The organism is Natrinema gelatinilyticum (assembly GCF_024266705.1).
GTDB lineage: Archaea > Halobacteriota > Halobacteria > Halobacteriales > Natrialbaceae > Natrinema > Natrinema gelatinilyticum.
Genome location: NZ_CP100756.1, coordinates 50,678 through 76,060, shown reverse-complemented (window position 1 = coordinate 76,060; position 25,383 = coordinate 50,678). Strand labels below are relative to the sequence as shown.

21 protein-coding genes and 1 tRNA gene are annotated in these 25,383 nt (G+C 62.4%); 15 read left to right on the top strand and 7 right to left on the bottom strand.

All coding sequences use genetic code 11. From position 1 onward, the window contains the following. Window positions 1-33: 33 nt before the first annotated feature. Together NJU76_RS00375 and NJU76_RS00370 are read left to right on the top strand one after the other, a co-directional pair. Complete coding sequence (locus tag NJU76_RS00375; RefSeq protein WP_254530844.1) at window positions 34-825, top strand: endonuclease V; 792 nt, start codon at window positions 34-36, stop codon at window positions 823-825. 343 nt (window positions 826-1,168) lie between these two features. After that, the gene (locus NJU76_RS00370) at window positions 1,169-2,098 is read left to right on the top strand and encodes an SDR family oxidoreductase (RefSeq protein WP_254530843.1); all 930 of its coding nucleotides are present in this window, start codon (window positions 1,169-1,171) and stop codon (window positions 2,096-2,098) included. 74 nt (window positions 2,099-2,172) lie between these two features. Here the strand turns inward: NJU76_RS00370 and NJU76_RS00365 are convergent, their stop codons facing one another. Further along, a complete protein-coding gene (locus tag NJU76_RS00365; protein ID WP_254530842.1) occupies window positions 2,173-2,700 on the bottom strand; it encodes a DUF7097 family protein in 528 nt (175 codons plus the stop codon). A gap of 126 nt (window positions 2,701-2,826) precedes the next feature. Here NJU76_RS00365 and NJU76_RS00360 point away from each other — a divergent pair, with 126 nt between their 5' ends. From NJU76_RS00360 to NJU76_RS00345, 4 genes are all read left to right on the top strand, one after another. Beyond that, on the top strand, window positions 2,827-5,289 hold the full coding sequence (locus NJU76_RS00360) for a methyl-accepting chemotaxis protein (RefSeq protein ID WP_254530841.1): 2,463 nt from the start codon (window positions 2,827-2,829) through the stop codon (window positions 5,287-5,289). A 146-nt stretch (window positions 5,290-5,435) separates the two neighbouring features. Beyond that, complete coding sequence (locus tag NJU76_RS00355; RefSeq protein ID WP_254530840.1) at window positions 5,436-5,807, top strand: DUF192 domain-containing protein; 372 nt, start codon at window positions 5,436-5,438, stop codon at window positions 5,805-5,807. 222 nt (window positions 5,808-6,029) lie between these two features. Then, window positions 6,030-7,562, top strand: a complete 1,533-nt coding sequence (locus NJU76_RS00350; RefSeq protein ID WP_254530839.1) for a (R)-citramalate synthase — start codon at window positions 6,030-6,032, stop codon at window positions 7,560-7,562. A 261-nt stretch (window positions 7,563-7,823) separates the two neighbouring features. After that, window positions 7,824-9,485: a right-handed parallel beta-helix repeat-containing protein gene (locus tag NJU76_RS00345; protein ID WP_254530838.1), complete on the top strand. Its 1,662-nt coding sequence runs from the start codon at window positions 7,824-7,826 to the stop codon at window positions 9,483-9,485. Window positions 9,486-9,535: 50 nt separating this feature from the next. Here NJU76_RS00345 and NJU76_RS00340 read toward each other — a convergent pair whose 3' ends face one another. From NJU76_RS00340 to NJU76_RS00325, 4 genes are all read right to left on the bottom strand, one after another. Then, a complete protein-coding gene (locus tag NJU76_RS00340; RefSeq protein WP_254530837.1) occupies window positions 9,536-11,170 on the bottom strand; it encodes a 4Fe-4S ferredoxin N-terminal domain-containing protein in 1,635 nt (544 codons plus the stop codon). Between the two features lie 317 nt (window positions 11,171-11,487). Continuing rightward, a tRNA-Ser gene (locus tag NJU76_RS00335) sits at window positions 11,488-11,572 on the bottom strand. A gap of 120 nt (window positions 11,573-11,692) precedes the next feature. Next, window positions 11,693-14,383 (bottom strand): phosphoenolpyruvate carboxylase, encoded by a 2,691-nt coding sequence (ppc, locus tag NJU76_RS00330; protein WP_254530836.1) that lies wholly within the window; start codon window positions 14,381-14,383, stop codon window positions 11,693-11,695. Window positions 14,384-15,027: 644 nt separating this feature from the next. Further along, on the bottom strand, window positions 15,028-15,957 hold the full coding sequence (locus NJU76_RS00325; protein WP_254532514.1) for an NAD-dependent epimerase/dehydratase family protein: 930 nt from the start codon (window positions 15,955-15,957) through the stop codon (window positions 15,028-15,030). 340 nt (window positions 15,958-16,297) lie between these two features. Here NJU76_RS00325 and NJU76_RS00320 point away from each other — a divergent pair, with 340 nt between their 5' ends. The 8 genes from NJU76_RS00320 (at window position 16,298) to NJU76_RS00285 (ending at window position 22,597) form a co-directional block, all read left to right on the top strand. Next, window positions 16,298-17,620, top strand: coding sequence for an MFS transporter (locus NJU76_RS00320; protein WP_254530835.1), 1,323 nt, complete (start codon window positions 16,298-16,300; stop codon window positions 17,618-17,620). Between the two features lie 115 nt (window positions 17,621-17,735). Beyond that, window positions 17,736-18,188, top strand: a complete 453-nt coding sequence (locus NJU76_RS00315; RefSeq protein WP_254532513.1) for a MaoC family dehydratase — start codon at window positions 17,736-17,738, stop codon at window positions 18,186-18,188. Between the two features lie 334 nt (window positions 18,189-18,522). Then, window positions 18,523-18,942 (top strand): universal stress protein, encoded by a 420-nt coding sequence (locus NJU76_RS00310; protein ID WP_254530834.1) that lies wholly within the window; start codon window positions 18,523-18,525, stop codon window positions 18,940-18,942. Window positions 18,943-19,090: 148 nt separating this feature from the next. Next, the gene (locus NJU76_RS00305) at window positions 19,091-19,492 is read left to right on the top strand and encodes a universal stress protein (protein ID WP_254530833.1); all 402 of its coding nucleotides are present in this window, start codon (window positions 19,091-19,093) and stop codon (window positions 19,490-19,492) included. A gap of 53 nt (window positions 19,493-19,545) precedes the next feature. After that, complete coding sequence (locus NJU76_RS00300) at window positions 19,546-20,442, top strand: universal stress protein (RefSeq protein ID WP_254530832.1); 897 nt, start codon at window positions 19,546-19,548, stop codon at window positions 20,440-20,442. 172 nt (window positions 20,443-20,614) lie between these two features. Further along, on the top strand, window positions 20,615-21,235 hold the full coding sequence (locus NJU76_RS00295) for a metal-dependent hydrolase (protein WP_254530831.1): 621 nt from the start codon (window positions 20,615-20,617) through the stop codon (window positions 21,233-21,235). Between the two features lie 161 nt (window positions 21,236-21,396). Next, a complete protein-coding gene (locus NJU76_RS00290) occupies window positions 21,397-22,104 on the top strand; it encodes a DUF2238 domain-containing protein (RefSeq protein ID WP_254530830.1) in 708 nt (235 codons plus the stop codon). A 64-nt stretch (window positions 22,105-22,168) separates the two neighbouring features. Continuing rightward, on the top strand, window positions 22,169-22,597 hold the full coding sequence (locus NJU76_RS00285; RefSeq protein ID WP_254530829.1) for a pyridoxamine 5'-phosphate oxidase family protein: 429 nt from the start codon (window positions 22,169-22,171) through the stop codon (window positions 22,595-22,597). Between the two features lie 136 nt (window positions 22,598-22,733). Here the strand turns inward: NJU76_RS00285 and NJU76_RS00280 are convergent, their stop codons facing one another. Next, window positions 22,734-24,116 (bottom strand): TIGR00341 family protein, encoded by a 1,383-nt coding sequence (locus NJU76_RS00280; protein ID WP_254530828.1) that lies wholly within the window; start codon window positions 24,114-24,116, stop codon window positions 22,734-22,736. 175 nt (window positions 24,117-24,291) lie between these two features. On the opposite strand from NJU76_RS00280, the gene NJU76_RS00275 reads away from it, so the two are divergent. Then, window positions 24,292-24,621: a DUF7344 domain-containing protein gene (locus NJU76_RS00275; RefSeq protein ID WP_254530827.1), complete on the top strand. Its 330-nt coding sequence runs from the start codon at window positions 24,292-24,294 to the stop codon at window positions 24,619-24,621. A gap of 59 nt (window positions 24,622-24,680) precedes the next feature. Here NJU76_RS00275 and NJU76_RS00270 read toward each other — a convergent pair whose 3' ends face one another. Further along, entirely contained in the window at window positions 24,681-25,178 is a 498-nt protein-coding gene (locus tag NJU76_RS00270) for a universal stress protein (RefSeq protein WP_254530826.1), read from the bottom strand. Window positions 25,179-25,383: the final 205 nt, after the last annotated feature.

The window sequence follows — 25,383 nt, the reverse complement described above, 5'->3', positions numbered from 1 at the left end:
GATTTTCCCGCGCCGTCTACGACGAGCAACTCGATGAGTCATCCTCGTCCAGACCTCGTCCCCGACCCCGGTCTCTCCCGCGAGAAGATGGAGGCCCTCCAGCGCGAGATTGCTTCGGCCGCCGTCTTCGAGGACGATTTCGCGTTCGATCCAGACGCAATTTCTAGCCCGCTCGAGGCGACAGCCTGTGCGGGCGAGCCGCCGGTCGTCGCCGGGGTCGACCAGTCGTTTCTCACGAACGAGGACGGAGACCAGGATCGCGCCCTGAGCGCCGTCGTCGCCATGCGGGGCGGCGAAGTCGTCGAGCGCGTCCACGCGGTGACCCCCCTCGAAATCCCCTACATCCCAGGTCTCCTCTCGTTCAGGGAGGGCGGGCCGATCCTCGCGGCGCTCGAGGAGCTAACCGTCGAGCCGGATCTGCTCCTGTTCGACGGGAACGGCCGCATCCACTTCCGACAGGCCGGAATCGCGACCCACATGGGGGTCGTTCGAGACGTACCGAGCATCGGCGTCGCGAAGAGTCTCCTCTGTGGCACGCCCCGCGAAGAGACGGACGATCTGCCCGAGGGTGCGAGAATCCCTATCGACGCGAACTCGCGGATCGACGCGCCCGGTGGAACCTGCATCGGCTACGCTGTCCAGACGCGCCAGTACGGCTCGCCGAATCGGTACATCAACCCGGTGTACGTCAGTTCCGGTCACCGCGTGGGCCCCGAGACGGCGACCGACATCGTTCTCGAGTTGACCTCGTCGTACAAACTCCCAGAACCGATCCGACTGGCGGATCGGTACGCCGACGAAGCCAAGACGTCACTCGACGGGTGAGCCGTCTACTGTCCCCAACCCGTCGACCAACCACTGGCCACAGCCCGCCGACCGGCTGCACGCGGCGGGTGGGAATGAAAGGAGCCGGCTGGGACGGGGAACCCGGGCGAAGCAAGCACCGCAGGAACGAGCGACGCGAGTGATCGAGGAGCGCAGCAGCGAGCCCTGGGACTCGAGCCAGTCGAGGGCTTTCAGGTTACTTGCTGCACCGAATCAGACGATCACGCGCTCTTTTCTCGTCCCGAACAGGCGATCACACGCTCGAATCTCATCCGAAATCGGAAAGTCCGACCATCGCGATAAACCGTCGATACTTAGGTATCGTCTCCCGAACCGGTCACGTATGGCCACCGCTGAGGACGTCGACAGGACAGCCGATGACGGGCTGAACGGAACCGTCGTCGAGGACGACCGCGGGAACCGGAGCGATACGGACCGATACACGCGGAAGAGATCGGTCCTCATTACCGGCTGTTCGTCCGGAATCGGGCGCGCGACCGCTCGAGCCTTCCTCGACGAAGAATGGCAGGTGTTCGCGACGGCGCGAAACGTCGACGACATCGAGTCGCTCGAGGAGGCGGGCTGCGAGACGCTCGCGATGGACGTCACCGAACCGGAGGGCGTGGCGCGGGCCGTCGAAGAGACCGTCGACCTCGCCGGTGCGATCGACTGCGTCGTCAACAACGCCGGCTACGCCCAGATGGGGCCGCTCGAGGACGTCGCCACCGTCGATCTCCACCGCCAGTTCGACGTCAACGTCTACGGCCCCCATCGGCTCACCCGCGCCGCCGTGCCTCACATGCGAGCCCAGGGAGAGGGCCGGATAGTCAACGTTTCGAGCGTGATCGGTCGAATCTCGATCCCCGGTGCAGGAGCCTACGCCGGGTCGAAACACGCCCTCGAGGCGATGAGCGACTCCCTCCGGGGCGAAGTCGAGGAGTTCGGCATCGACGTCGTCGTCGTCGAACCCGGACCGGTCGAGACGAACTTCTCGGACCGGGCCGACGACGAACTCCCCGAAGACGACCGAACGCCCGCCTACGAGTCGCTGTACGAACTGTACGACGACGCCGAACTGATCGGCAGCGGAGCCGGCGGTCCGTTCGCGTCCGATCCCGAGGACGTCGCCGACGTGATCCTCGAGGCCGCGACAAGTCCCGACCCGCCGGCGCGGTATCCGGTCGGGCCGCTGGCGCAGTACGGTCTCTACGCTCGCTACCTTCCGGATCGGCTGCGCGATGCGGTGTACGGCATTTTGAAAAGGCTCGCGTAAGCCTCGGAGCAGGGGTCGTAGGCCTGGTCCCGCTCTCGCTCCCCATCGAATCAGTCGCTCGAGACGGCGGTTCGTTACTCGTCCGAATCGTATCGATCTGCAGCCGTCTCGAATCCGAGTTCCGACTCTTCGCGGCCCCGACGCTCCTCGAGTGCAGCGATCGCTTCCGGAACGGGTGCGGCGTCGTCGGTGATCCGCGCCCACGAATTGTGGACGTTCGCGTGACACCATCGGCAGAGATAGATCGTGATCTCGTGGGAGAGCGTCTCGCCGTCTCGCGCGTAGGAGAGGTGGTGTTCCTCGAGCAGTGGCCGCTCGTCGTCGTGGGCCATTCGTTTTTCCTCGAGACCGCAGCGGGCGCACTCGCAGTCGCGGTTGCGCGAGCGAAAATGCGGGCAGTCGGCCCACGACCAGTTGGATTCGGGGTCGACGACGGGACAGTCGTAGTCGTCCGTCGCGCGCTCGCGGGCGAACTCTGGATCGTGTCCGTAGTTGTCGACGGCGTACCGACATCGACCTTCACCAGTGAGGTGATCACAGACGCCCGCGAACTCGTAGGGGTCGTCGACGCCGACTGAGGTTCCCCGTGGTGTTTTCTCCATGCCCGGGTTTCGGATTCGGGCCGAACGGATTTGAATCCTCTGCGCACACCGACTCGATTGCTATCATAAACAATTCATGAGGTGATAATTCACAAGTGATAAGAAATGGGATTTCAGTCTTGTAGTATGATGAGGAGTCTCCGTCAACTGGTACCAACATCTATTAGGAAAAAATACGCGCTCAAATTTGGAATCGTACTGCTTATACTGGGAATTCTGGTCGGCTCTCTCGGGCTCGTCTCGACGGCAGCACTCACTGGAAGCGTCGAATCGACCGTACTCGATGACCAGCGAGATGATGCAGTTCGGGAGGCACAGGCGGTCGATCAGTGGCACAAGCGAAACGCGCAGATCGTCGCCTCGGCGGGTGATGCCCGCATCTTCGACGCGGATAACGAAACGGCGATCGACGCGTATCTCGATGATTTCTATCGTGATCTCCCCAGGACGAAGATGGACGTGATGTACGTCGACACCTCCACTGGAGAAATCCAGGCGAGCGTCGATACCGACAGCACGAACCTCGAGGACGTGGCATTTCCCAACTCGAGTTCTCTTGACGACAACCTCTCCCCCCACGAAGTGAAGCACACTGACCCGTACGCGATGCCGGACGACTCGGGCCTCGCGTTCGACACGCGACCCGTCGTCTCCTACTACATCGGCGTCGGTGACGAGAACGACGATCAGGCGCTCGTGGTGACGTTCAACCTCGCTCAGCGATCGGTCGGGATGATCTCGAGTACGGATTCGGACACCATCGTGACGATCCTCGATGAAGAGGGCCGGATAATCGGCGACGACGAGTATCTCGGCTACGAGGACAGCCAGGAGGCAGTTTCATTCGAGAAATCCTACGAGGACCGCCTCGGACTCATCGAGGAGGCCAAGAAGGGACCGGATGCGAAGAAAGTCGACGGTTCACCGCCCAGTGTCCTCCAGCAGAAGCCGTACAACTTCGATCCGAACGGGTACGTCGTCGGGTATCATACGACGGACGATGGATGGACCGTCCTCGTCCATACGTCTCAGTCGGAGGCGCTCGGGTTCGTCAACACGGTTAATCGATTCGGGATCTTTGTCACGGTCGGCGTCGTGCTTCTGATCGGCCTCTTCGGTGCGGTGTTGGGCCGGAACACGGCAGTCTCGATCGACCGGCTGACGAGAGCGGTCGGAGAGATGGAGCGCGGAAACCTGAACGCCGAAGCCGAGACCGAACGGATCGACAATATCGGCCGGCTGTACGACGGATTCGCCTCGATGCGAGACGAACTGAAGCGCAAGATCACGGAGGCCGAAGAGGCGCGGGCCGAAGCCGAGCACGAACGCGAGCGCGTCGAGCAGATCAACGTCACCCTTCAGCGAGCGGCGGCTTCCTACGGCGAGGTGATGGAAGCGGCCGCAGACGGCGATCTCACCGTTCGGATGGATCCGCGTACGTCGGACAACGAAACTATGCGAGCTATCGCCGGCGACTTCAACGAGATGCTCACCGAACTCGAGGGGACCGTCGAGCGCATCAGTCGGTTCGCCAGGGACGTCGCGACCGCCAGCGAGGAGGTCACCGCTTCGAGCGAAGAAGTGAAAACTGCGAGCGAACAGGTCAGCGAGTCGATCCAGGAAATTTCGAACGGTGCGGCCGATCAATACGGGGCGCTACGGTCTGTCGACGTTGAAATGAACAATCTCTCGACGACGACGGAGGAGATCGCCGCCACGTCGAACGACGTCGCCGACGTCGCGGAACAGACCGCCAGAACCAGTCGCGAGGGTCACGATACTGCCGGGGAGGCTATCGAAGCCTGCCGAAACCTGGAAGCGGAGCGAGACGCAGTCGTCGAGGAATTCCAGCAGCTCCGAACCGAAGTCGGCCAGATCGACGAACTGACCGAACGCATCGCCGAGATCGCAGAGCAAACCAACATGCTCGCGCTGAACGCGAATATCGAGGCGTCGAGATCCGCATCGACCACCGACGACGGGGGGTTCGCAGCGGTCGCGGCCGAAGTCAAAGAACTCTCTCAGGACGTCAAAGATACCACCGAAGAGATCGGGATCCGTCTCGAGCGGATTCAGGACCAGACCGAGCGGTCGACAGAGGAGGTCAGAAACACGAGTCGAGAGATCGAACGCGTCCAGGATCTCGTCGCGGATACCGTCTCTTCGCTCGAGGAAATCTCGGAGTACGCACAGGAGACCAACAACGGGATCCAATCGATCTCGACCGCGACGGAAGAGCAGGCAGAATCCACACAGGAGGTCGTTGCCATGGTGGACGAGGTTGCGACGATCGCAGAAGAGACGACCGCCGAGGCAGAGACCGTCGCCGCGTCGTCCGAAGAACAGACGTCCGCGTTGACTGCGGTGTCGAAATCGGCGGACGACCTCTCTCAACAGGCAGTGACGCTTTCAGAGGCGCTCGATCGATTCGAAACCGACACCGAGGTGAACGTTGCGGACGTCGACTCACCCGCGGCGATGACCGAGCCCGCAGGGGACGATGGGTCCGGATCGTCCGACCGCGGCGGCAGGCGAAGCGAGTCGGACGTCAGCAGTGATACGTTTTCGTTCGGCGATAGACGGGGATAGCAGCCATTCTTCTCGAACCGATTAGGGCGGACAAGTCCGACGAGATATCTAATCTGTTGTTTTCGAAACTGGGACGGTCCCTCCTCGACCGTCGGATCCCGAATCCGGCGAGAAGGTTTTTGCTCCCCGCCTTCGGAATCGAGGTCGTGCGACTCGTCCACGAGCCGGCCGCCGATGATTCCCGTTTCGACGGGTGGGAAACCGTTCTAGCGCGAAGGGTCGAGATCGCGGACTCGCTCGTGAGCCGGACGCGTGGGCTCATGGTTCGCCGATCACTGCCGGCCGAGTACGCGCTGGCGTTCCCGTTCGGATCGGCGAAGACCCGCGACCTTCACATGTTGTTCGTTTTCGTCCCCATCGATGCCGTCTGGGTGGTCGACGACGTCGTCCAGCGCGTCGATCGGCTTCGTCCGTGGCGAAGTTTCGCCCGCGAACGTGCAGACTTGATCGTCGAACTTCCCGCCGGTGCTGCCGATGACGTCGACGCCGGAGACAGGCTCGTTCTCGAGGACGACTGAAATTCGACCGTCCGCCCGTTAGATGGCAGTTTCTGCCACCGCCCGACTACTGAGCCGACGAACGGGAGTCGGAACCGGCGGCTTTAAGACAGCGTGTTCCATTGTACCGAGATACAATGGCACGTCATACGCCATCCGATGAGGATAGAGGAAGTCGGGGCGACCCGGCTGGGCGTGAAATTCTCCGACGAACGTAACTGCGGTAACCGCAACTTATCACTCTTGCCTGTACGTCATTCCGCCGAACAGACGATCGCATCGGACCGTAAAGTACAACTTCTCGACACGACGCTTCGGGACGGCGAACAAGCACCCGGCGTCTCGCTCTCACCGGACGAAAAAGTCGAGATCGCTCGGTCACTCGAACGGGCCGGTATCTCCGTGATCGAAGCCGGTAGTGCCTGTACCGGCGCGGGTGAGCGACAGGCCATCTCCCGGGTGACGGACCTCGATCTCGACGCTCGAGTGACGAGCTTCTGTCGTGGGATGAAAGGCGACGTCGACCTCGCGCTCGACTGTGACGTCGACGGCGTTACCATCGTCGTCCCGTCGAGCGACCGTCACGTCGAGCGAAAGGTCGGCACCTCTCGCGAGGACAATCTCGAGACAACCGCTGAAATCGTCTCGTACGCCAAGGACCACGGTCTCTGGGTCGAGGCCCTCGGAGAGGACGGCTCGCGGGCCGACCTCGACTATCTCGAGGAGTTGGCCGAGGTATCTCTCGATGCGGGCGCTGATCGGTACTGTTTCGCCGACACGGTCGGTCATACCGGACCGGAACGGACGCACGAGGCGGTCTCTCGTCTCGGCGAAATCGGGCCAGTCAGCGCACACACACACGACGACCTCGGGCTAGGAGTGGCAAACGCGCTCGCGGCGGTCTCGGCCGGCGCCGACCTCGTCCACTGCACAGTCAACGGGCTCGGTGAACGCGCCGGGAACGTCGCCCTGGAGGAAGTCGCAATTTCACTTTCGCACGTGTATGGCGTCTCAACGCTCGATCTCGCCGAGCTGTACGACCTCGCTCAGATCGTCTCTCGAGCGACGGGCGTCCAGCTTCCGCCGAACAAGGCCGTCATCGGCGAGAACGCCTTCACCCACGAGAGCGGTATCCACACCGACGGAACGCTGAAAGACGACAAGATGTACGAGCCCTACGCGCCCGAGACCGTCGGCCGTGAGCGCCGTCTCGCACTCGGCAAACACGCCGGGCGGGCGGGCGTCGAGGCGGCGCTCGAGGAACATGACGTGGCGGCAGACGAGGACGAGATCGCCGAGATCGCAACGCGAGTGACCGAACTCGGCGACCGCGGTCGTCGTGTGACCGATGCCGACCTGCTGGCCGTGGCCGAAGACGTCACCGGCGATGACCGCACCCGGGTCGTCGACCTGCTTGACTTGACCGCCACCAGCGGCGGTGCCGTCCCGACCGCGAGCGTCCGACTCGACGTCGACGGCGAGGAACGCGTGGCAAGCGGCACCGGGTCCGGCCCCGTCGACGCGGCCGTCTCCGCCGTTCGCGAGGCGCTCGGCTCGATGGCTGACGCCGAACTCGAATCCTACCACGTCGATGCGGTCACGGGCGGAACCGACGCTGTGGTCACCGTCGAGGTGACGATGGCCCGAAACGACCGTTCGGTGACCGTTGCCCGAAGCGAGGCCGATATCACACGCGCGAGCGTGAATGCGATGGTGGACGCACTCGACCGACTGCTCGCGGCCGACCAGCAGCCGCTAACCCCGGCGGACGACTGAACCGGCCGCCACAGGTTCGACCTCGAGAGCGGACGCACCAGTCAGATGTCTGCGGCCGTCGAGATTGCACCGACAAACGAGATATAGTCACCAATTTCTCCAGGACGGCGGTCGAATCGCGACGAACCGGTGTGGCTGTTCCTACCGATCGCTGTCACGATCGGTTGCACGAGAAAAACGGGTCGGTATCGGTTCGAAGCGACTCAAAGGACGGTAGACGATCTATAACAAATCCCAAGAAATCATGACAGTCAAGTTGCGATGGAAGACGATACCCAACCAGACCAGTCGACCGGCACAGCCGGTGAGACCTCACGACGATCGTACATCGGCTTGCTCGGTGCCCTCGGCATCGGCGGCGCCCTCACCGGCGCAGCGGCGACGGGCTCCGGCGTCGGCGTCGCTTCGGCCCAGTCCAACCCCGCGAACAGACTCTCCGTGAGCGACTCGGGAACGATGATCGACACGTCCGTCTCCCACCTGAATTTCGACGACTCACTCACGGCGACCGAGTCCGACGACGACTCCGTCACTATCGACGCCGTAAATCAGAACCCGAACATCGTCAACGTACGCGACGACCTCGGTGTCGAGCCCGAACAGGACGACATAATGGCTGCGATCTACGCCCACTATTCGTCGTTCCGACCGACGGAACGAAACCACCGGTATGAGATCCCACCCGGAACGTGGCACGTCGAGACGGACAACATCCACCTCGATGCCCACGAATATTTCGGGCTCGTCGGGTGCCCATTCGCCGTCCTCAAAGTAACCGATCAGGACGTCGACCGGTTGATGACCGTCGGAACGTCGGAGGCGTCGCTGCCGCACGCACAGCGGACGGTCATGAGCGACCTCCAGGTGGATATCCGCGGCGATTACGACGCCGGAATCGGGCGCTGGTATACCTACAACTACAGCCACATTGAGAACGTCTCGATGCGCGGCCAGCGCGACAGGTTGAATCCAACGTACGGTGGCGACCGGTATACGATTATGGTGGCCGGAGTCCGGTATTCGACCACCAACATCATCTGCGGGTGCACGCTCAGTAACGGCGATACGGAATACGACCGACCGACTCACGTCGGCCACGCGATTCCCTTCGCCACGAACATATACAACCACGGGACGAACATCTGGGAAAGCTGCCAGGTTTCGGACTACATCGACAACGGAATCTACGTGTCAGGTAACGACGGCCGAAATATCGTTACCGGTTGCCACGTGCGTAACTGCGCCGGCGCATCGATTCGAATCGGCGCGAACGACCGCGTCGAAAACTGTCACATCACGATGAACGACTATCCGGGATACCCCTGGTCCGGCCTCTGGCTCGAGAACGGCGGCGGGCAGTTAGTCTCCCAGTTGTTAATAAACAACCAGGTCCGAAAGGATACCGAGATCATCCGCTTGACCCAGGACGGCCCGGCCCGGCTGACAGACGTCCACATCACCGACCGCGGAACCGACGGTCGTGCGATCCGGGTTAACGACAACGACGCTGCCCCCACCTACTTTGACAGTTGCACGATTACCGACCAGTCGAGTCCAACAGTTTCGGATTATGCGGTTTACGTCGGGTCGTCGAACGTCACGTTCACCAATTGCGAGTTCGATATCGAACCGCAGTCCGCCACAGATAGACACGGCGTTTTCGTCACCGATGGTGAGACCGATATCGATCGGCTCACACTCGACAACGTCACGATCGATGCAGACGGGGCCAGCCTCCGGTTCGACGAAACCGGCGAGAACCACAACGTCACCCACTCGCGCTTCGACGGACTCGTGATGAGCGACCCCGATACTACGCTCTCGAGGGTGCTGTGGGTCGGCAACCGACACGGCGGAGACACCAGGTTCCGGGGTCAGCGTCTCCAGTGGGAGGGGGGTTTCAACTTCGGCTTTGACCTGTGACACCGACCGTGGGGCGGGCCACAGCAGAACCGTCGGCCCGCCGGAACGCGTCACTCGTTTCGCAGTCCCAGGCCAACCGTTCTGTCGTCGAGTGCCTCCTGGCGTTTGTCGAGCATGCCGACCTCCTGGTAGGAGGTCGGACCGGGGACCTGGTGGGCGTTCGGTCCGGGCTCTTTCCCGAGATAGGTGACGTTCGGGTTCGTCCCGATGTCCGCGAGGAGTTCGTACTCGTTGACCGGCGGGTCGATGTAGTCTTCGAATAGCTCCTGGGCGACCTCCTCTCGATTGGCCACATCGACATCCTCCGTCGGGCCTTGGAACTGCTCGACCGTCAGGTCGAGCTGGGTGAGGACCTCCTGGCTCTCGAGGGCGATCCCGTGATTCTGCAGGATTTCTGCGACCTCGAGAATCGTCGCTTCGTATCCCACCAGGGTATCGCCCGGCGGTGCCTCCTCGTCGTAATCCACGGTCGTGATCAGGACCGCCGTCGTGAGGGCGATGGACTGCTCGTCGAGTCCCTCGACGGATTCGGACACCGCTTCGATGGTCGAATCGACGCCCTCGAGCATCGACGGGAGTTCGTCCGGCGATGGCAGGCTCGTATTCAACCGGATCAGGGTGCGCGCTCTGGCCGGATTGTCCCGGTAGCGCTCCGGATCGCTGTTGGGATTGTTCTTGTCACCGAACTGGATCACCTGCGGCGGGCACGCCTGTTCGCAGGCCGTCGTGCCGATCAGTTGCTCGCCGTGGTTGCCGTCCTGGCGAGCCGGGTCGAAGATGCACTTCGACATGACGCCACGGGGAGCGCGCCGGCTGACACGTCGGTCGCGATAGTCGTAGACCCCTTCCGGATCGAGTTCTTCCTCCGAGACGTTCGGGTCGTCCCACTGGAAGTAGTTGACGCCGTACGGACAGGCCACCTGACAGTATCGACAGCCGATACAGACATCGTAGTCGGTCAACACCAGGCCGCCTCGGTCCCGGGTGTGGCGGGCTGTCGTCGGGCACACCTTCTCGCAGGGCGCGTCGGTGCAGTGCTGGCAGGGACGAACGAGGTAGTTGAAGTCGTGGACGCTGTCGTAGTTGTCCGGTTCCGGCGATTCGACGTTCCCGTCCTCGTAAGCGAGGACGTACATCCAGTTCGCCCCCTCGTCCCACTGGTGCTCCGCGTTGCAGGCGGTCACACAGGAGAGACAGCCGTCGCAGTACTCGAGGTCGATCGTCATTCCCCACTGGGTATCCTCCTCATCCATGTGGACTTCGCCCGGGTCTTCGACGGCGTGTTCTGTCTCTGGCTCCTGCTGGTCGACGGCTCCCCAACCGAGGCTGGCGAACCCGGCACCGGCAGCGCCTTTCTTGAGCACCTCCCGACGAGACTCGTCGCCGGTAAGCGACGAGAGCAACGATTCCGACTCCTTCTCGTCGACGTCGTCCGGACTGGCGATCGGCCGCTCGTCCTCGTCGAACTCCTCCATCACGTCCTCGTGATACCGCTCGTGGAACTCCTCCTCGGAGAGTTCGCCCTTCGTCACCCGCATGGCGTCTCTCCCCATCTCCATCCCGAGTTCGGTATCGTACTCGGTGTCGTCGAGCATGTCCTCGAGGTCGTCCTGCCACGCCTCGCCGAGCGGATGAAATGTCTCCTCCCCGGCGGCGGGGTCGTCGCGAGTGTCGTCAGAACCCATCGCAGCCTCCTCCTTCGTCGATCGAATATGGAAGTACGGACATTGATTTCTCGTATCGAAATCCCTACCACAAGAATTTGCTTAGAAGCCACCCTTGCGCATGACGGGTGACCGACCTCCGGTCCCACCCTCGACTGCGGTCCCACAGAGACGAACCACTACGGTGGTAGTTCGAACTAGGAGTGAAATTGGTTGCTCACGACCTTGTTTCGCCGCGGTATGATCGCAGCGCGACACAACGCGCTCCGAGTCTGCGCTTCGCGGCCCGTTCTGGGATACGGACGGCCCGTTCCGTTCGTCGTCTACTGCAGCAAAAACGCCGAGAGGGAGATTTGAACTCCCGAGTCCGTGAGGACAGCAGATTTCGAATCTGCCGCCTTGGCCGGGCTAGGCTATCTCGGCTCACTCACTGCTACTCGAGAGACGTTTTTACCCGTTTCGATTCTTCGCTCCGCCTGTGACCGATTCGCGTTCGAGATCGACTGACTCGAGACCGGTCGGCAATCCGACTCGGCCCGACCCTTATCCCGTGTTCTTCATCCCAGCGGCGATCCCCTTCACCGTCAACCGAAGCGTCCGTTCTTCGATATCAGTTCGGTGCGTCCGATCGAGCAAATACACCTGGAGCAGGTTGAGCGGGTCGACGTAGGGGTTTCGCCGTTCGAGATTCTCTCCAAGCCAATCGCGGGTGTGCAGGCGATCGCGCTGGCCGATTTCCGTTATCAGATCGGCCGCCCGCTCGTACTCGTCGGTTATCCGGGGGAAGAACCGCTCACGAAGCTCGGCGTCGGCCATGTCGGCGTATCGGTCGGCGATCTCGAGTTCGGTACGCGACAGCGACAGCGCCGCGTTGTCGAGCGTCGTTCGGAAGAACGGCCACTCGTCGTACATTGTCTGGAGCGTTTCCATCGAGCCATCATCGTCCAGATAGGCCTCGAGTCCCGTCGCGATGGCGTACCACCCCGGCAGGATACACCGCGATTGTGTCCAGGAGAACACCCACGGGATCGCCCGCAGATCTTCGACGGTCCGTTCACCCGACCGAGAAGCCGGGCGCGACCCCAGATCCAGATCCTCGATGACGGTGATCGGCGTCGCCTGCTCGAAATAGCGGACGAACCCGTCGCTCTCGAGGAGATCACGATATTCCGTTCGCGCGACGTCGGTCATGGTATCCATCGCGTCGATCCACTCCTCTCGGATCTCCTCTTCCGGCTGGTCCATCGCACGTTTCCGCGCCCTGAGCTGGGCGTTGAGCATCTGCTCGATGTTGCGCTCGGCGATGCGCGGATTGGCGTACTTCTCCGCGATTGCCTCGCCCTGTTCGGTGAACTTGACCTGACCCGTTACCGTCGAGTTCGGAAGCGCAAGCAGCGCCTCGTTCATCGGCCCGCCCCCTCGCGAGATCGAGCCGCCGCGGCCGTGGAACAACCGCATGGTCACGTCGAAATCGTCGCAGATCTCTCCCAGTCGGCGCTGGTTCTTGTACAGCGACCAGTTGGCCGCGAGGAAGCCGTTCTCCTTGTTCGAGTCCGAGTAGCCGAGCATGATCTCCTGGGTCCGGCCGCGGGCCTCGAGCGCTTTCGCGTAGGCCTCGTTCTCGAACAGCGTCCCCATGATCCGCCGCGCACCGGAGAGTGCGTACTCGGTCTCGAGCAGGGGAACGATGTCGATTCCGGCGTGTTCCGGGAGGGAAACGACACCGGCTTGATTGGCGAGGAACAGCACCTCGAGAACGTGGCTCGGTTCCTCGGTCATCGAAATGCAGTACGTGTCGATCGCGTGGACGCCGTACTCGGTCTGCCACTCCGCGAGACTATCGAACAACGTAAGAGCGCGCGCCGACGCCTCCGAGAGGTCGTCGGTGTCACCTAGGTCGAGCACTGGTTCGTCTTGCAGGATGGCGTCGGTCAGGAACTCGACGCGCTCGTCTTCAGAGAGCCCGTGATAGTCGATCCCTTCGGTCTCGAGGGCCTCGGCGATGGCGTCGGTATGTTTTTGCTGATGGTCCCGCAGATCGAGGCTCGCCAGGGAGAACCCGAAGGTCGCGACCTGGCGCCGGATCGGATCGACGTGAGCGTCGACGACACTCTCGGCGGCGTTGTTGCGGAGGCTCTCGGCGATGACCGAGAGATCCTCGAGGAGCGCCTCGGCCTCGTCGTAGCCGCCCGGACGGACGTCGCCGACGCGGCGAAGCCGTTCGCGCATGAGCTTGAGCTTTTGTCGGTAGGGTTCGCCCGGATACCGCTCTCTGGCAGTGCGGGCGCTGCCGGGCAATCGATCTCGGTCTTCCTCGAGCGAGGCCTGGAACGCCGACCCAGCATCGATCCGACTGCCGTCCTGGCTCAAGACGCCCGAGAGACGCTTGAGCTGTTCGTGATACTGCTCGAGGATGACCGACCGCTGGCGTTCGAGCGTGTTCGCGGTGACTTCGGGGGTCACGTAGGGATTACCGTCGCGGTCGCTTCCCGCCCACGATCGGAACTCGAAGAGCTTCGGAATATCGATGTTGCCGGGAACTTCCGCATCGATGGCGTCGTCGAGTTCGTCGTACACCTCGCCGACGACTTCGAACAGCGTATTCTCGAGGTACCACTGTACGTTGCGCGCCTCGTCTTCTGGCTCCGGCTGTCGATTGCGGACCTGCGGCGTCTGCCAGAGGCTCGTCACCTCGGCGTCGATGTCCCGCCAGACCTGTCCCTCTTCTTTGTTGGTCAGCAGGCGTTCGTCGAGCGTCTCGAGGTTGGTCGAGATCGTTCGAAGCTTCGATTTGACCGTCTTGCGCCGGGCCTCGGTCGGATGGGCGGTGAACGTCGGCTCGATCAGCACGTCGGAAAGCACCTGCTCGACCGTCTCGACGTCGGCTTCGCCGAGTTCCTCGGCTGCGGTCTCGAGACTGTCGTCTAACGAACCTTCGTGGGATTCCGTCCGGATCGTTCGGACCCGTTCGCGTTCCTCCGCGAGGTTGATCAACTCGAAGTAAGTCGTAAACGCGCGAGCGACGATCCGCTGTTGATGGGGCGACAACCCTTCGAGTTCCGTGATCAGTGGCGTCCGAGATTCGAGTTCTCCGGACCGGTAATCGATCGCGGCCCGCCGACACGACTCGACCGTCTCGAACGATCGACGAGAGGTCTGGTCCTCGAGGACGTCCCCGAGCAAGGCGCCGAGTTCGCGGACGTCCTGTCGGACGTCCCTGTTGTGGAGTCGCATATCGCGAGAATGAGCGTGCCATACTAAAAACTCCTTGCAAGGCCACCCGCCAATTCATCTATCGTTTTTCATGACAATATTTATCGAGCACCAGAATCGTGATCGATACGTTCGTCGATTCTAACCGCTTTCTCGCGGCGAACTGGGGACGGTGACGTATCAGGACTGGAGCGTATCGACGTGGGCGTACCGCACTGCCCGAAAGCCTTCCCGAGCGCCCCGAGCGTTCCGATACCGATAGCGATCACAGACCCGGCGGCGAGGCTGGTCTTCCCCACTACGCATACGGACCGCGGCGAAGAACCGACTGAGCACCGGCACGTAAAAAGACGACGGACGGAGAAGCGGGATCTGCTCCCCCCGAGCTCGTACGTACTCTCCGGACGAGAGACGGTTCCGAGCCGAGTTGGTCCGGTCAGATCGGCGTCACTGTCGGGGCCCTCGCCGGTTTCCCTGGCGGTCGTCCGTACGGGCCGCTCGGACGGGAGATGCAAGCAGCGGCGAAATCACCGGTCCTGTTCGTGCTCGTCGCGCAGCCTCGATGGCGCTTCCTACGGGAAGGGACGCGTTCGACGAGTGGCGCACAACGGGAAACTGCCGCGCGACCGCCGCGGCGTACCGACATCGGGTCCTCCTTCATTCCGTTACTCGCCGGTGTACTGCGCACAGACTCGTTGAATTCCTTCCTCGAAATCGATTCGCGGTTCCCAGCCCGTTTCCGCCCGAATCTTCGAGACGTCGGCGCAGGTGTCGTGGACGTAGACGGACTCCGGAATCGGATTGTCGACGTACTCCGGTTCCACGTCGGTTCCGAGTTCGTCGTTGATCATCGCAACGACCGTATTGAAGTCGTAGGCGTCGCCGGTTCCGAGGTTGTAGATACCGTCGAGTTCGTAGAGCGCAGCGCCCTCGAGTCCGCGGACGATATCGGAGACGTGAGTGAAGTCCCGGGTCTGCGTACCGTCGCCGTACAACACGGGCGACTCCCCGTTGGCGATGTCGTCGGCGAACTGCGCGATCACGTTTGCGTACTCGCCCTTGTGTTCTTCGGCACCCCCGTAGCCCTGGTAGACGGAAAAGAAGCGCATGCCGGCCGCCGTCATATCGTAGTGGTTCGAGAAGTACTCACCGTACCGTTCACGGGCGAGCTTCGAGGCCTCGTAGCCGGTGTTGACGCTGACGTCCATCTCCTCGGGTGAGGGTTCCGTTCGGCTGCCGTAAATCGACGACGTCGAGGCGTAGACGATGGTTTCGCACCCGTCCCGTCGCGCCTGTTCGACCACGTTGACGAAGCCCTCGACGTTCACCCGTGCGCCGGTCGTGGGATCGTTCTCGTGCATCGCGTACGAGGACAGGGCCGCCAGATGGAAGACGACGTCGACGTCGGTCGGCAGATCGTCGTCCAAAACGCTCGCGTCGACGAAATCGACGTCCTCGGCCAGGTTCTCCGGCGTTCCGAGATAACAGTCGTCGACGACGGTCACGTCGTTCGCATCCGATAGATAGTTCGCCAGGTTCGATCCGATAAATCCTGCCCCGCCGGTGACGAGAACGGAGTAATCCTCGAGGTCCATACCGAAATCCCAATTCGGCGCTGCATAGGTGTTATGAAAGCCCAGGCGTCGTTGGCAGTATGAGGAGACGACCGACAGTTCGCAGACGGCGTCCGTTCCAATCAGTACTCGCTCGGCCCAGTTACCGTCGCTCGATTCCGTCGCCACTGGACCGGCCACAGTCACCGCTCGCTCGGTTCCGCCGGCGTTCGATCGTTTCCACTGCCCATCGAACGCATCCCGGCTCGAGCGGTAGGGAAGACTCGACAGGTGGAGAGCCACGATCGGGACACTCTCACGGCGACTCGGAGAATCCCAATCCGGACCTAGATTTAATAAAACTGGTAGCAAATTTCTGCAGGTGAATACGCTCTCGGATCCGTATCGTCGGCGGTGGATTGGGTGGGGTGTGCTGGTCTCGGCGTTTTTCCTGGTAAGCCTCCATCGCTCGTCGACCGCGGTCCTGTCGGAACAGTTGATGCGGTCGTTCGACACGACGGGGACGAGTCTCGGCTTATTGCACTCGTCGTTTTTCTACCTCTATGCGGCCTTTCAAGTACCGGCCGGTCTGCTTGCGGATCGATACGGATCGCGAGTGATCGCCGCAGCGGGGACGATACTGATGAGCGTTGGCGCGCTCGTCTTCGGCCTCTCACCGACGTACGTGCTGGCGTTCGTCGGACGGCTGCTGATCGGAATGGGTGCGAGCGTCCTGTTCGTCGCCGCGCTCCGGTTCTGTGCGAACTGGTTCCGTCCGGACGAGTTCGCCACGATGACGGGTGTGACGTTCAGCGTCGGCATCCTGGGAGGGTTGGCGGCTACGACGCCGCTGGCGGTGGCCGTCACGACCGTCGGTTGGCGGTCCGCGATGATCGGGCTCGGTGCAGTCGGTCTCGCGGCCGCGGTCGGTATCACCCTGCTCTCGCACGATTCACCGTCGGCCGCCGACCTGCCACCGATCGAGAACGTCCCCGACCGGCCGGACGTAACCTCGGCCGCGACGCTCAAACGGTACGTCACGGCCGCAGTGAGAGAACCCGAGACGTGGCTGCTCGGCGTCATGCTCTTTTTCATGACCGGCATCGGAATCACGATTTTCGGCCTCTGGGGAATCCCCTATCTCGTTCAGACGCACGACATTTCGGTGACGGAAGCGTCGGTCTACCTCCTCCTAGGCAACGTCGGCGGCATGGTTGGCCCAACGCTGTTCGGCTGGCTCTCGGACCGATCGGGCAAGCGATTTGGCCTCATCGTCCTCTCGACGTTCGTCTTCGGCCTAACATGGGGCGTCTTCGCCGCGTTCGGTACCGTCCCCCTCATTCTCGTCGGCGCGATTTTCCTTTTCTCACGGGTCCTGCGCGGCGGCATCCCGCTTGCCTACACCGTCATCAAGGAACGCCACCCGGACGGGGCGAGCGGCACCGTCATCGGACTGATCAACACGATGGCCTGGATCGGCGCGGCCGTCTTTCCGGTCATTCTCGGTGCTGCACTCGATGCCTACTGGACCGGCGAAACCGTCAACGGCGCGCGAGTCTACACGGAGTTCGGATACCGGATCGCATTCACGATCGCGACGGTTTCCGGGCTGATCGCCGCCACCTGTGCGATTCTCCTGTCCCTTCGGACACAAGACGAACGGTCGCTCGAGTCGAACACCGACATCGATCGATCGACGGGATGACCGTACGGAACCGGCCGTCGAGTGTTTGACTCGGACTCGCATCCAGTCACCAGCTCGGCAACTTGCTCTACCTCGGTCCACAGATTCTTGCCGGTACGACGTCCATATGACGTCCATGCGGTACTACGAGGACATCGAAGTCGGTGAGACACAGGAATTCGGCGAATACCACGTCACGAAAGAGGAAATCATCGAGTTCGCCGAACGCTACGACCCGCAGCCGTTCCACGTCGACGAGGACGCCGCCGCGGAGTCGGCATTCGGCGAACTGGTCGCCTCGGGGTGGCACACCGCCTCGATTTGCATGCGGATGCTCGTCGACGGCCCGATACAGGATCGAGCGAGCATGGGTGCCCGCGGCGTCGACGAACTTCGGTGGAAACGGCCAGTGAAACCCGGGGATACGCTCTCTATCCGCACGGAGGTCCTGGACAAGCGGGTCTCGGAAAGCGATCCCCGGCGGGGATACGTCGACAGCCGTCTTGAGGGCATCACGCAGAACGGCGACGTCGTCATTTCGTGGATCGGGCTCGGCATGATCGCGCGCCGAAATCCACCGGAGGAGTGAGTCGCGGTGGAGTGCCTCGGCGGTCCGCGACTCGAGGCTAGCGATCCGCTCGAGGAGTATCCACCTGGATACTGGAGTCGTCGACGACGGTTGGATGCTCGCGGCCGTTGGATCGACCGGAACGTGACGCGTCGTGTCGGGCGGGCGAGTCTGCCCTTCGATGTGTTCGGTGAGAACGCATATTCACTCGTCGTGTTCGAGGTGATCGGTGATGAACGGCCGGTCGCCATACGCAGGACTTCCGTTTTCTCACGGCGCCTCTACCGCCGGACGTGTCACGCGGTGGGGTGAAAACTATTTGCGGCGATTTCACGTTGTACGTGATGTTCCGATAATGTACGAGACGATCCTCGTTCCCATAGACGGAAGCGACCCGGCGAACCGTGCCGTCGAACATGCGTTGGCCATTGCAGACGAATACGACGCACAGATCGATCTCCTCTACTGCGTCGAGACGTTCCGGTACGGCGAACCGGCGCTGAGCAGCACCGAAATCGTGCTCGACGAACTCGAGGACCGCGGCCAGGACCTGTTGACTGACTTGGCCGAGCGCGCCGACAATTACGGGACCGACGTGTCGACGTGTCTCTGTCACGGTCGTCCCTGGGAGGAAATACTGGCGCGTGCTGCGGACGTCGACGCGGATCTCATCGTGATCGGATACCAGGGCCAGAGTCACACCCGCGACCGGCGGATCGGGAGCACCGCCGAACGGGTCGTTCGAACGGCAGATCGGCCGGTGTTGACCGCCTGAACCGGTATCCGACGTCGGCGCGTCGGCCAGTCAGCACTACTCACGGGTGGTATCTTAGCCGCGATTCGCTCGGCCTACCGCTCGAACCCCGCCTGAAGATGGAAGTGCGCTCACCGTCTTTATCACACTCCTCGATGGACGGAGTCGTATGTACCACGATATCCTCATTCCGACCGACGGGCGAACGAACACCGAGCGGGCGATCGACGAAGCCATCGAACTTGCGGCCGATCAGGACGCGACGCTCCATACGATGTACGTGATCAACTCGGCCGCAATCGCTCCGGGAATAACGTTTGCGGACCTCGAGACGATCGGACAGCAGGCGGTCGAGTACGTGCGCGACCGTGCCATGGAAGCCGGGGTCGACCGCGTCGAGCAGTGCGTAACACACGGCCTTCGCGGCGACTCGATCCTGAGATACGCGGCCGAAAACGACGTCGATCTCATCGTCATGGGCAGGCACAGAGAACTGGACCACCTCGTCCGAGGAAGCGTCTCGAAACAGGTCGCCGACGAGGCGACGGCTCAGGTCCTCGTCGTCGACTGAGCACGAGACCGCCACAAATAGTGAAGGGTGCGGGCTTCGAACACCCTATACGAATGGTCGACCATATCGTGATCCCCGTCGACGGAAGCGACGAATCAAAGCGAGCCGCAACGCGGGGCCTCGAGCTAGCGACCGTCGTCGATGCGACTGTCGACGTGGTACACGTCGTCGAGAAGAAATCGATCCGACTCGCTACTTCGACCGAGGAACGGACACGACTCCGCGAACGAGGTGAGTCGGTTCTCGAGGAGATCGCGGAGATCGCAGCGGACCTCGGGCAGCCGGTGCGGACGGAACTGGCCGAGGGTAAGCCCGGCAAGCAGATTTGCGAGTACGCAGCGCAACGGGACGCGACGATGATCGTCATCGGTAGACAGGGACTAACGGGGCTCGGAAAGCGTCTCCTCGGTGGTGTTACGGAGTACGTGCTTCACCGCAGTGAGATACCCGTTCTGGTCGTGCCCCACAGCGACGGTGCGACGACGAAGGCGACGGACTACTCCCGCCTCCTCGTTCCGACGGACGGCAGCGAGAACGCCGAGGCCGCCATCGACCCCGCCGTGACGATCGCTCGGTACTGCGGCGGCGCCGTCCACGTGCTGAACGTCGTCGACATACAGAACGCAGGTGGGGCGTTCAGCGCGGGCGGCCTCGAGGCGGAATTCATCGACCGACTCGAAATGGAGGGAAGAGACGCCGTCGATGCGGTCGCGAGTGGGATCACAGAGACGGCACCGAACGTGGACGTCGAGACCGAGGTCGTTCGGACGACCGCACTCGACGGTGCGGCCGCGGGAATCAGCGAGTACGTCGCCGACCACGGCATCGATCTGGTCGTCATGGGCTCCCACGGCCGATCGAACCTCGAGCGCCACGTTCTCGGCAGCGTTACCTCGACGCTGTTACGGACGATCGACGTTCCGATACTGGTCGTAGCGCGGCCGGAATAACGGCCCGGTTGATGCTGCCGTGGGCGGGCGCGTGTCGCAGTGGTCCGCTCAGGACAGTTGGGCCCTGGTAAGCACACCCACCACACGGGTAACACGGTATTGTGTCGGACAACAGAGGGATGTCGATCCCACCGATGCGTTAAAACCGTTCCGTCCCTTGTAATACAACACGATGATGCTTCCGACTCACGCGTTCACTGGCTTGCTGCTCGCACTTCCGTACGCGCTCGCGATGCCGGAGTACGCCGGCGCAGCACTCGGTGCGGGATTCCTGGGGGGCGTATTCCCAGACCTCGATATGTACATCGGGCATCGGAAGACGCTTCACTACCCCGTCTACTTCTCCGCGCTCGGGGTGGTAACCGTGCCGATAGCCGTGTTCGCGCCGACGTTGCTGACGGTCGTCGCCGCGTTTTTCCTGCTCGGTGCAGCCGTCCACAGCGTCACGGATATCTTCGGGGGCGGACTCGAGTTGCGTCCGTGGGAAGCGACCTCGGAGCGCGCCGTTTACGACCACTACCGCGATCGGTGGATTGCTCCCTACCGATGGGTGCGCTACGACGGGGCACCCGAGGACCTCCTGCTCTCGGTCACGCTCGCCGTCCCGTTATTGTTCACTCTCGAGGGGGCACTCCGATGGGTCGTCGTGACGTCGCTGGCCGTCGCAGTCGTGTACACTGCGGTCCGTCGCCTTCTCCCTGCGATCGCCGAAGTTTTCTTCGACGGCCAACTGGTCACGACCCTGCCGGCCAGCGTCATCGCGTACGTCCCAACGCGGTATCTGGACAAGTGAGGGTCACCGCGTCCGACCAGCGGACCGGTCCGACGACCGACTCGAGTGACGCGACCCGAACGAAGCGGGCCCTCGAATTCGATTTCATCGAGACCGGTTTCGATCGGCGGATCGGTTCACCAATACTATAGTAGTTCCGTGACAGTGATTCGGGCCAACGAATGGGGTTCATTTCCGGTCTCCCGTCGCTCGGCGTGGTGATATTTCAGGGCTGTATTCTCGTTGTCCTCCTCGAGGCGATGCGCCGCCGTGACATCGCCGCGGCTGTGAACGCGTTCGTGTCCTTCGTCGTCGTGTTCCTGCCGCTGCTCGTCGAACTGGTCGCTCGAGAGGGGGGATCGGCGACCGTCGATTTCGGCCCGGAACTTCCGCTGTGGATCGCCGTCGCCGGATTGTTGCATTCGATCGGCATGTTGGGGCCGTACGATTCCGTTCGGTGGTGGGATACGCTCACGCACACGGTGTCGGCGATGCTCGTTGCGGCACTGGTCTACGCTGGGCTCGTGGTCATCGCCGAAGAGACAGCCGTTGGTGGTCAGTGGGCCGGTGGTGTCGCCGTGATCACAATACTGTTCATGATCGCCGTCGGCGTTTTCTGGGAACTGATCGAACTCGTCGCCCGCGCCGTCGGCGACCGATACGACGTCGAACCCGTCCTCGTCCACTACGGATGGCGCGACACCGCGTCGGACCTCGTTTTCGACGTGGTCGGAACCCTGATCGTCGTCGTCCTCGACCTGCGACTCTTCGTCCCGGTCGCGGCTGCATATCCCCGTACGACGAGACGACTGCTGGTGGGAAGCGGCGTAGTGATCCTCGGCGGGTCACTGGTCATGGCACTGATCGTTTATCTCGGCCGACGCCGGTGATCGAGTCGGACCGTGAGCGGAAAACGGGTGAGTCTACTTGGCACTTCGCCCCGTTTCGTCCCCTATGGAGCACGCTGACTACGTTTACACGACGGGGATGGACGAATCTGATCTCGAGAAGCGCCTGCGGACCGGTGATCACGGCGTCCTCGCACTGGCAGATGGCAACGACGCGTACGCGGTCCCACTGAGCTACCACTACGACGAGGATCAGTTCCTGTTGCGCGTGAGCTATCACGACGATACCACGAAGCGTCGCTACCTGGAGACGACCGACACCGCCACCTTCGTCTGTTACGGTGGGGCGACCGACGGATCGTGGAGCGTCCACATCCGCGGACCCATTACCAGGTCGGAACGCGACGTCGACGAGGCGACGCTCAACGAGTGGTTCCCGCCGTTTCACCTGTTCGACGAAGCGGTCGAAGACGTCGAATTCGAACTCTACGAACTCGAGATGGCGTCCGTCGCCGGTCGAGAGACGGTCGACTAGCCGTCCGCGATACCGTGGGAGGTCCCACGAGTGGCGTTCTGTGAGCGGGTAACGCCGAGAATCGGAGGCTGGAGGCTCTGTGCATGGGAGATGCGCTGGGCGGGGCACTGAGAATCGGATTCTCACTGCGGACGCGTCAGTGTACCGGCCGTCGACCCCTGTCTCTGACTCGCTCGAGGCTCCGGTCACGAATCCCGCCCGTGGTGTGGACGACCCGTCGCTCGCCGGTTCGGTTCCCGTGGCGCTCGGCGACGATGTACTGAACTTCGACCACGAGCGGACCCGACACGTGAGCCGAAATGTTCTCGTAAATTCGATCCCCGAGCGTCGGATGCGGGCCGGGATCACGCCCGGTGACCGTGACGACGATGCGGTCGATCGATTGGACCGGATAGTCGTCGTTCAGGATCACCTCGACCGAATCCTCTCCCGCGTGATACTCCGAGCCATCGACGACGGTAGCGACCTCTTCCTCGGCGGTCGATTTCAGTTGCGTCGTACGTATCTCGAGCAGCGTGATGCCGGCGAGGGGAGCGGCGAGCACGAGCAGTGTAATGCCGAAAACCGCCGCGTACGTGATCGTCGGCCTGCGCGAGGGGGACACCTCGAAGAGCCCCTGGGGTCGATAGCCCGCGATCCACAGCGTGACCAGCGCTGCGGCGTTAATCGACAGAACGTTGACGACGACGAGGACGAACGCACCGATCGCGGCGCCGTCCATCCCCCACGCGGCCGTAATCCCGACGGCGCTCGCGGGTGGAATGAGCGCGGCTGCGATCATCACACCGACGATCGCCTCCGAGAACCCCCTCGTGAGGCTCAGGATTCCAGCGACACCGGCGCCCAGTGCGACGGCCAGCGAGAGGAGATTCGGTGAAACTCGCTCTTCCAGTTCGGCGACGATCACGATGTCGACCCCCGCGGGCTCGAGACCGGCGAGCCGGGCGAGCAGCGCGAGGACAGTTGAGGCCCCGATAACGACGGCGATGCCGACGAGTTGGTAGCGAAATCCAGTGGTTCGAAGGTGGTCGTCGGCGGTAACGATACCGACGTTGGCGGCGAGTGCGGGACCGAGCAGCGGCGCGATGACCATCGACCCGACGACGACGGCCGGCGAGTCCAATAGCAGGCCCGACGTGGCGACGACGGCGCTGATCACCAACATGACGAGGTACGTCGAAAATGCGGGTGTGAGCTCGTCGGCTTTCGTCCGCAGAACCTGGCGCGAGGTTCGCTCGCCCGTCCCGCCGTGGCTGTAGCGCTCCAGCAGGTCGTCGAAATCCCGCGAGATGACCGCCTCCGCGTCGATGACGACGACGCGCGCGTCGTCGATCCCGGCCTCGGCCAGCTGATCGAGTACCGGCTCGACGGCCCGCGTCGGAAGTGGGAATCGGATGACTGCGGTGTATCCCCTGTCGCTCGTCTCGTCGCTGACGACGTAATCGACTCCCTCCGCTTCGAGGATCTCGATGACGGCCTGTCGACGTCCCTTCGGAACCGTGATCTCGAGATAGCGCATGCGGTTTTCTGACGACGATTAGACCGATAATAGTACGCTGTCGTCCGTGATCGATCGGGCGGCCCGCAGAACTATCTTGCTCGATGAACTGTCCGAAACGCCGGTTGCTTTCAGTTCGTGGGAACACGCTGTGCGGCTTTATTCACCGACGTCGATTCGAGGAGTACTGAAGATCATGTGCGAGTGCCAGATCCGCTATTCGGACGGAGCCATCCGATGTACGTGCAAGGTCGACGAGATCCTGTCGCTGCTCGCTGACTCCCGTCGTCGATCGGTGATCGCAGTTCTGGAATCGGCATCAGGAAACTGGATGGACCGCGAGACGCTGCTCGATTCGGTACCGACGACTGACGACGACTGGGCACTCGAACTCGCTCACGTCCACTTGCCGTTACTCGAGGATCACGGGCTGGTCGAGTACGATGCCCGTACCGAGACGATCCGATATTACGAGTGCGAACTCGTCTCGAGCGTTCTCGGGTTGATCGAACAGACGACGGTGTGAATCGGACCGGCTGCAGCGCGACCCGGCCACGACCGAGTCGAACGTCCCGCTGACGGATCCTACGATACCGAGTCCGTGTCGTCGTAGAAGTCTGCGTGCTGGTCGATTGCCTCGAGTTTGGGCGGATGCCGATGTCGAACGATGAGGACGTCGTAGGCCTCGTCGGCGGCGACGTGGACCCCCACACTCGTCAGTGGGGTCACGACGCGGCCGACGTTGTCGCTCCCGAGGAAGACGACGCTCGGGTCGTGTTCGAGAACCAGTCGCTCGATGTGATCCGCAAGCTGGGATTCCGGCGGGAACTCCCGAATTCGTTCGTATGCGAACGTCGCATCGGGAGCGATCGATCGAACCTGGTCTCGAAGCCGGTCGACCACAGCCGGGATGTCGTACTCCTCGTCCTCGCCGATCCAGCCCTTCTCTCGTGCGTATCGCGTTCGTTCGGGGATCACCGAAACGACGGTTACGTCCTCGTCGAGCGCGTCACCGTATTCGATGGCCCGAACGAGGGCGGCTTCTGCGAGAACGGATCCGTCAAATGGAACGACGAACGTCATGGGTATCGGTTCTCGCTCTCGATCAATAATTTCGATGGATGCCGTCTCTCACGTTCGCTTCCCCGAGGGCGTCATAGATATTGAACAGCTGTGATAAACCTATTACAGGACCAGAATGGCTGGTCGACTACTCACCACAAAAGAGGGTATGTACGGTCTGCTGTACCGATGTGCCGGCGTACCCACAGGACGGTCGCGGGTGCTC

Bases quoted from the DNA above. Each gene is read 5' to 3' on its own strand.
- NJU76_RS00375 (WP_254530844.1), top strand. From the start codon at position 34: ATGAGTCATCCTCGTCCAGACCTCGTCCCCGACCCCGGTCTCTCCCGC.
- NJU76_RS00370 (WP_254530843.1), top strand. From the start codon at position 1,169: ATGGCCACCGCTGAGGACGTCGACAGGACAGCCGATGACGGGCTGAAC.
- NJU76_RS00365 (WP_254530842.1), bottom strand. From the start codon at position 2,700: ATGGAGAAAACACCACGGGGAACCTCAGTCGGCGTCGACGACCCCTAC.
- NJU76_RS00360 (WP_254530841.1), top strand. From the start codon at position 2,827: ATGATGAGGAGTCTCCGTCAACTGGTACCAACATCTATTAGGAAAAAA.
- NJU76_RS00345 (WP_254530838.1), top strand. From the start codon at position 7,824: ATGGAAGACGATACCCAACCAGACCAGTCGACCGGCACAGCCGGTGAG.
- NJU76_RS00340 (WP_254530837.1), bottom strand. From the start codon at position 11,170: ATGGGTTCTGACGACACTCGCGACGACCCCGCCGCCGGGGAGGAGACA.
- ppc (WP_254530836.1), bottom strand. From the start codon at position 14,383: ATGCGACTCCACAACAGGGACGTCCGACAGGACGTCCGCGAACTCGGC.
- NJU76_RS00325 (WP_254532514.1), bottom strand. From the start codon at position 15,957: ATGGACCTCGAGGATTACTCCGTTCTCGTCACCGGCGGGGCAGGATTT.
- NJU76_RS00315 (WP_254532513.1), top strand. From the start codon at position 17,736: ATGCGGTACTACGAGGACATCGAAGTCGGTGAGACACAGGAATTCGGC.
- NJU76_RS00310 (WP_254530834.1), top strand. From the start codon at position 18,523: ATGTACGAGACGATCCTCGTTCCCATAGACGGAAGCGACCCGGCGAAC.
- NJU76_RS00305 (WP_254530833.1), top strand. From the start codon at position 19,091: ATGTACCACGATATCCTCATTCCGACCGACGGGCGAACGAACACCGAG.
- NJU76_RS00300 (WP_254530832.1), top strand. From the start codon at position 19,546: ATGGTCGACCATATCGTGATCCCCGTCGACGGAAGCGACGAATCAAAG.
- NJU76_RS00295 (WP_254530831.1), top strand. From the start codon at position 20,615: ATGATGCTTCCGACTCACGCGTTCACTGGCTTGCTGCTCGCACTTCCG.
- NJU76_RS00290 (WP_254530830.1), top strand. From the start codon at position 21,397: ATGGGGTTCATTTCCGGTCTCCCGTCGCTCGGCGTGGTGATATTTCAG.
- NJU76_RS00285 (WP_254530829.1), top strand. From the start codon at position 22,169: ATGGAGCACGCTGACTACGTTTACACGACGGGGATGGACGAATCTGAT.
- NJU76_RS00280 (WP_254530828.1), bottom strand. From the start codon at position 24,116: ATGCGCTATCTCGAGATCACGGTTCCGAAGGGACGTCGACAGGCCGTC.
- NJU76_RS00275 (WP_254530827.1), top strand. From the start codon at position 24,292: ATGTGCGAGTGCCAGATCCGCTATTCGGACGGAGCCATCCGATGTACG.
- NJU76_RS00270 (WP_254530826.1), bottom strand. From the start codon at position 25,178: ATGACGTTCGTCGTTCCATTTGACGGATCCGTTCTCGCAGAAGCCGCC.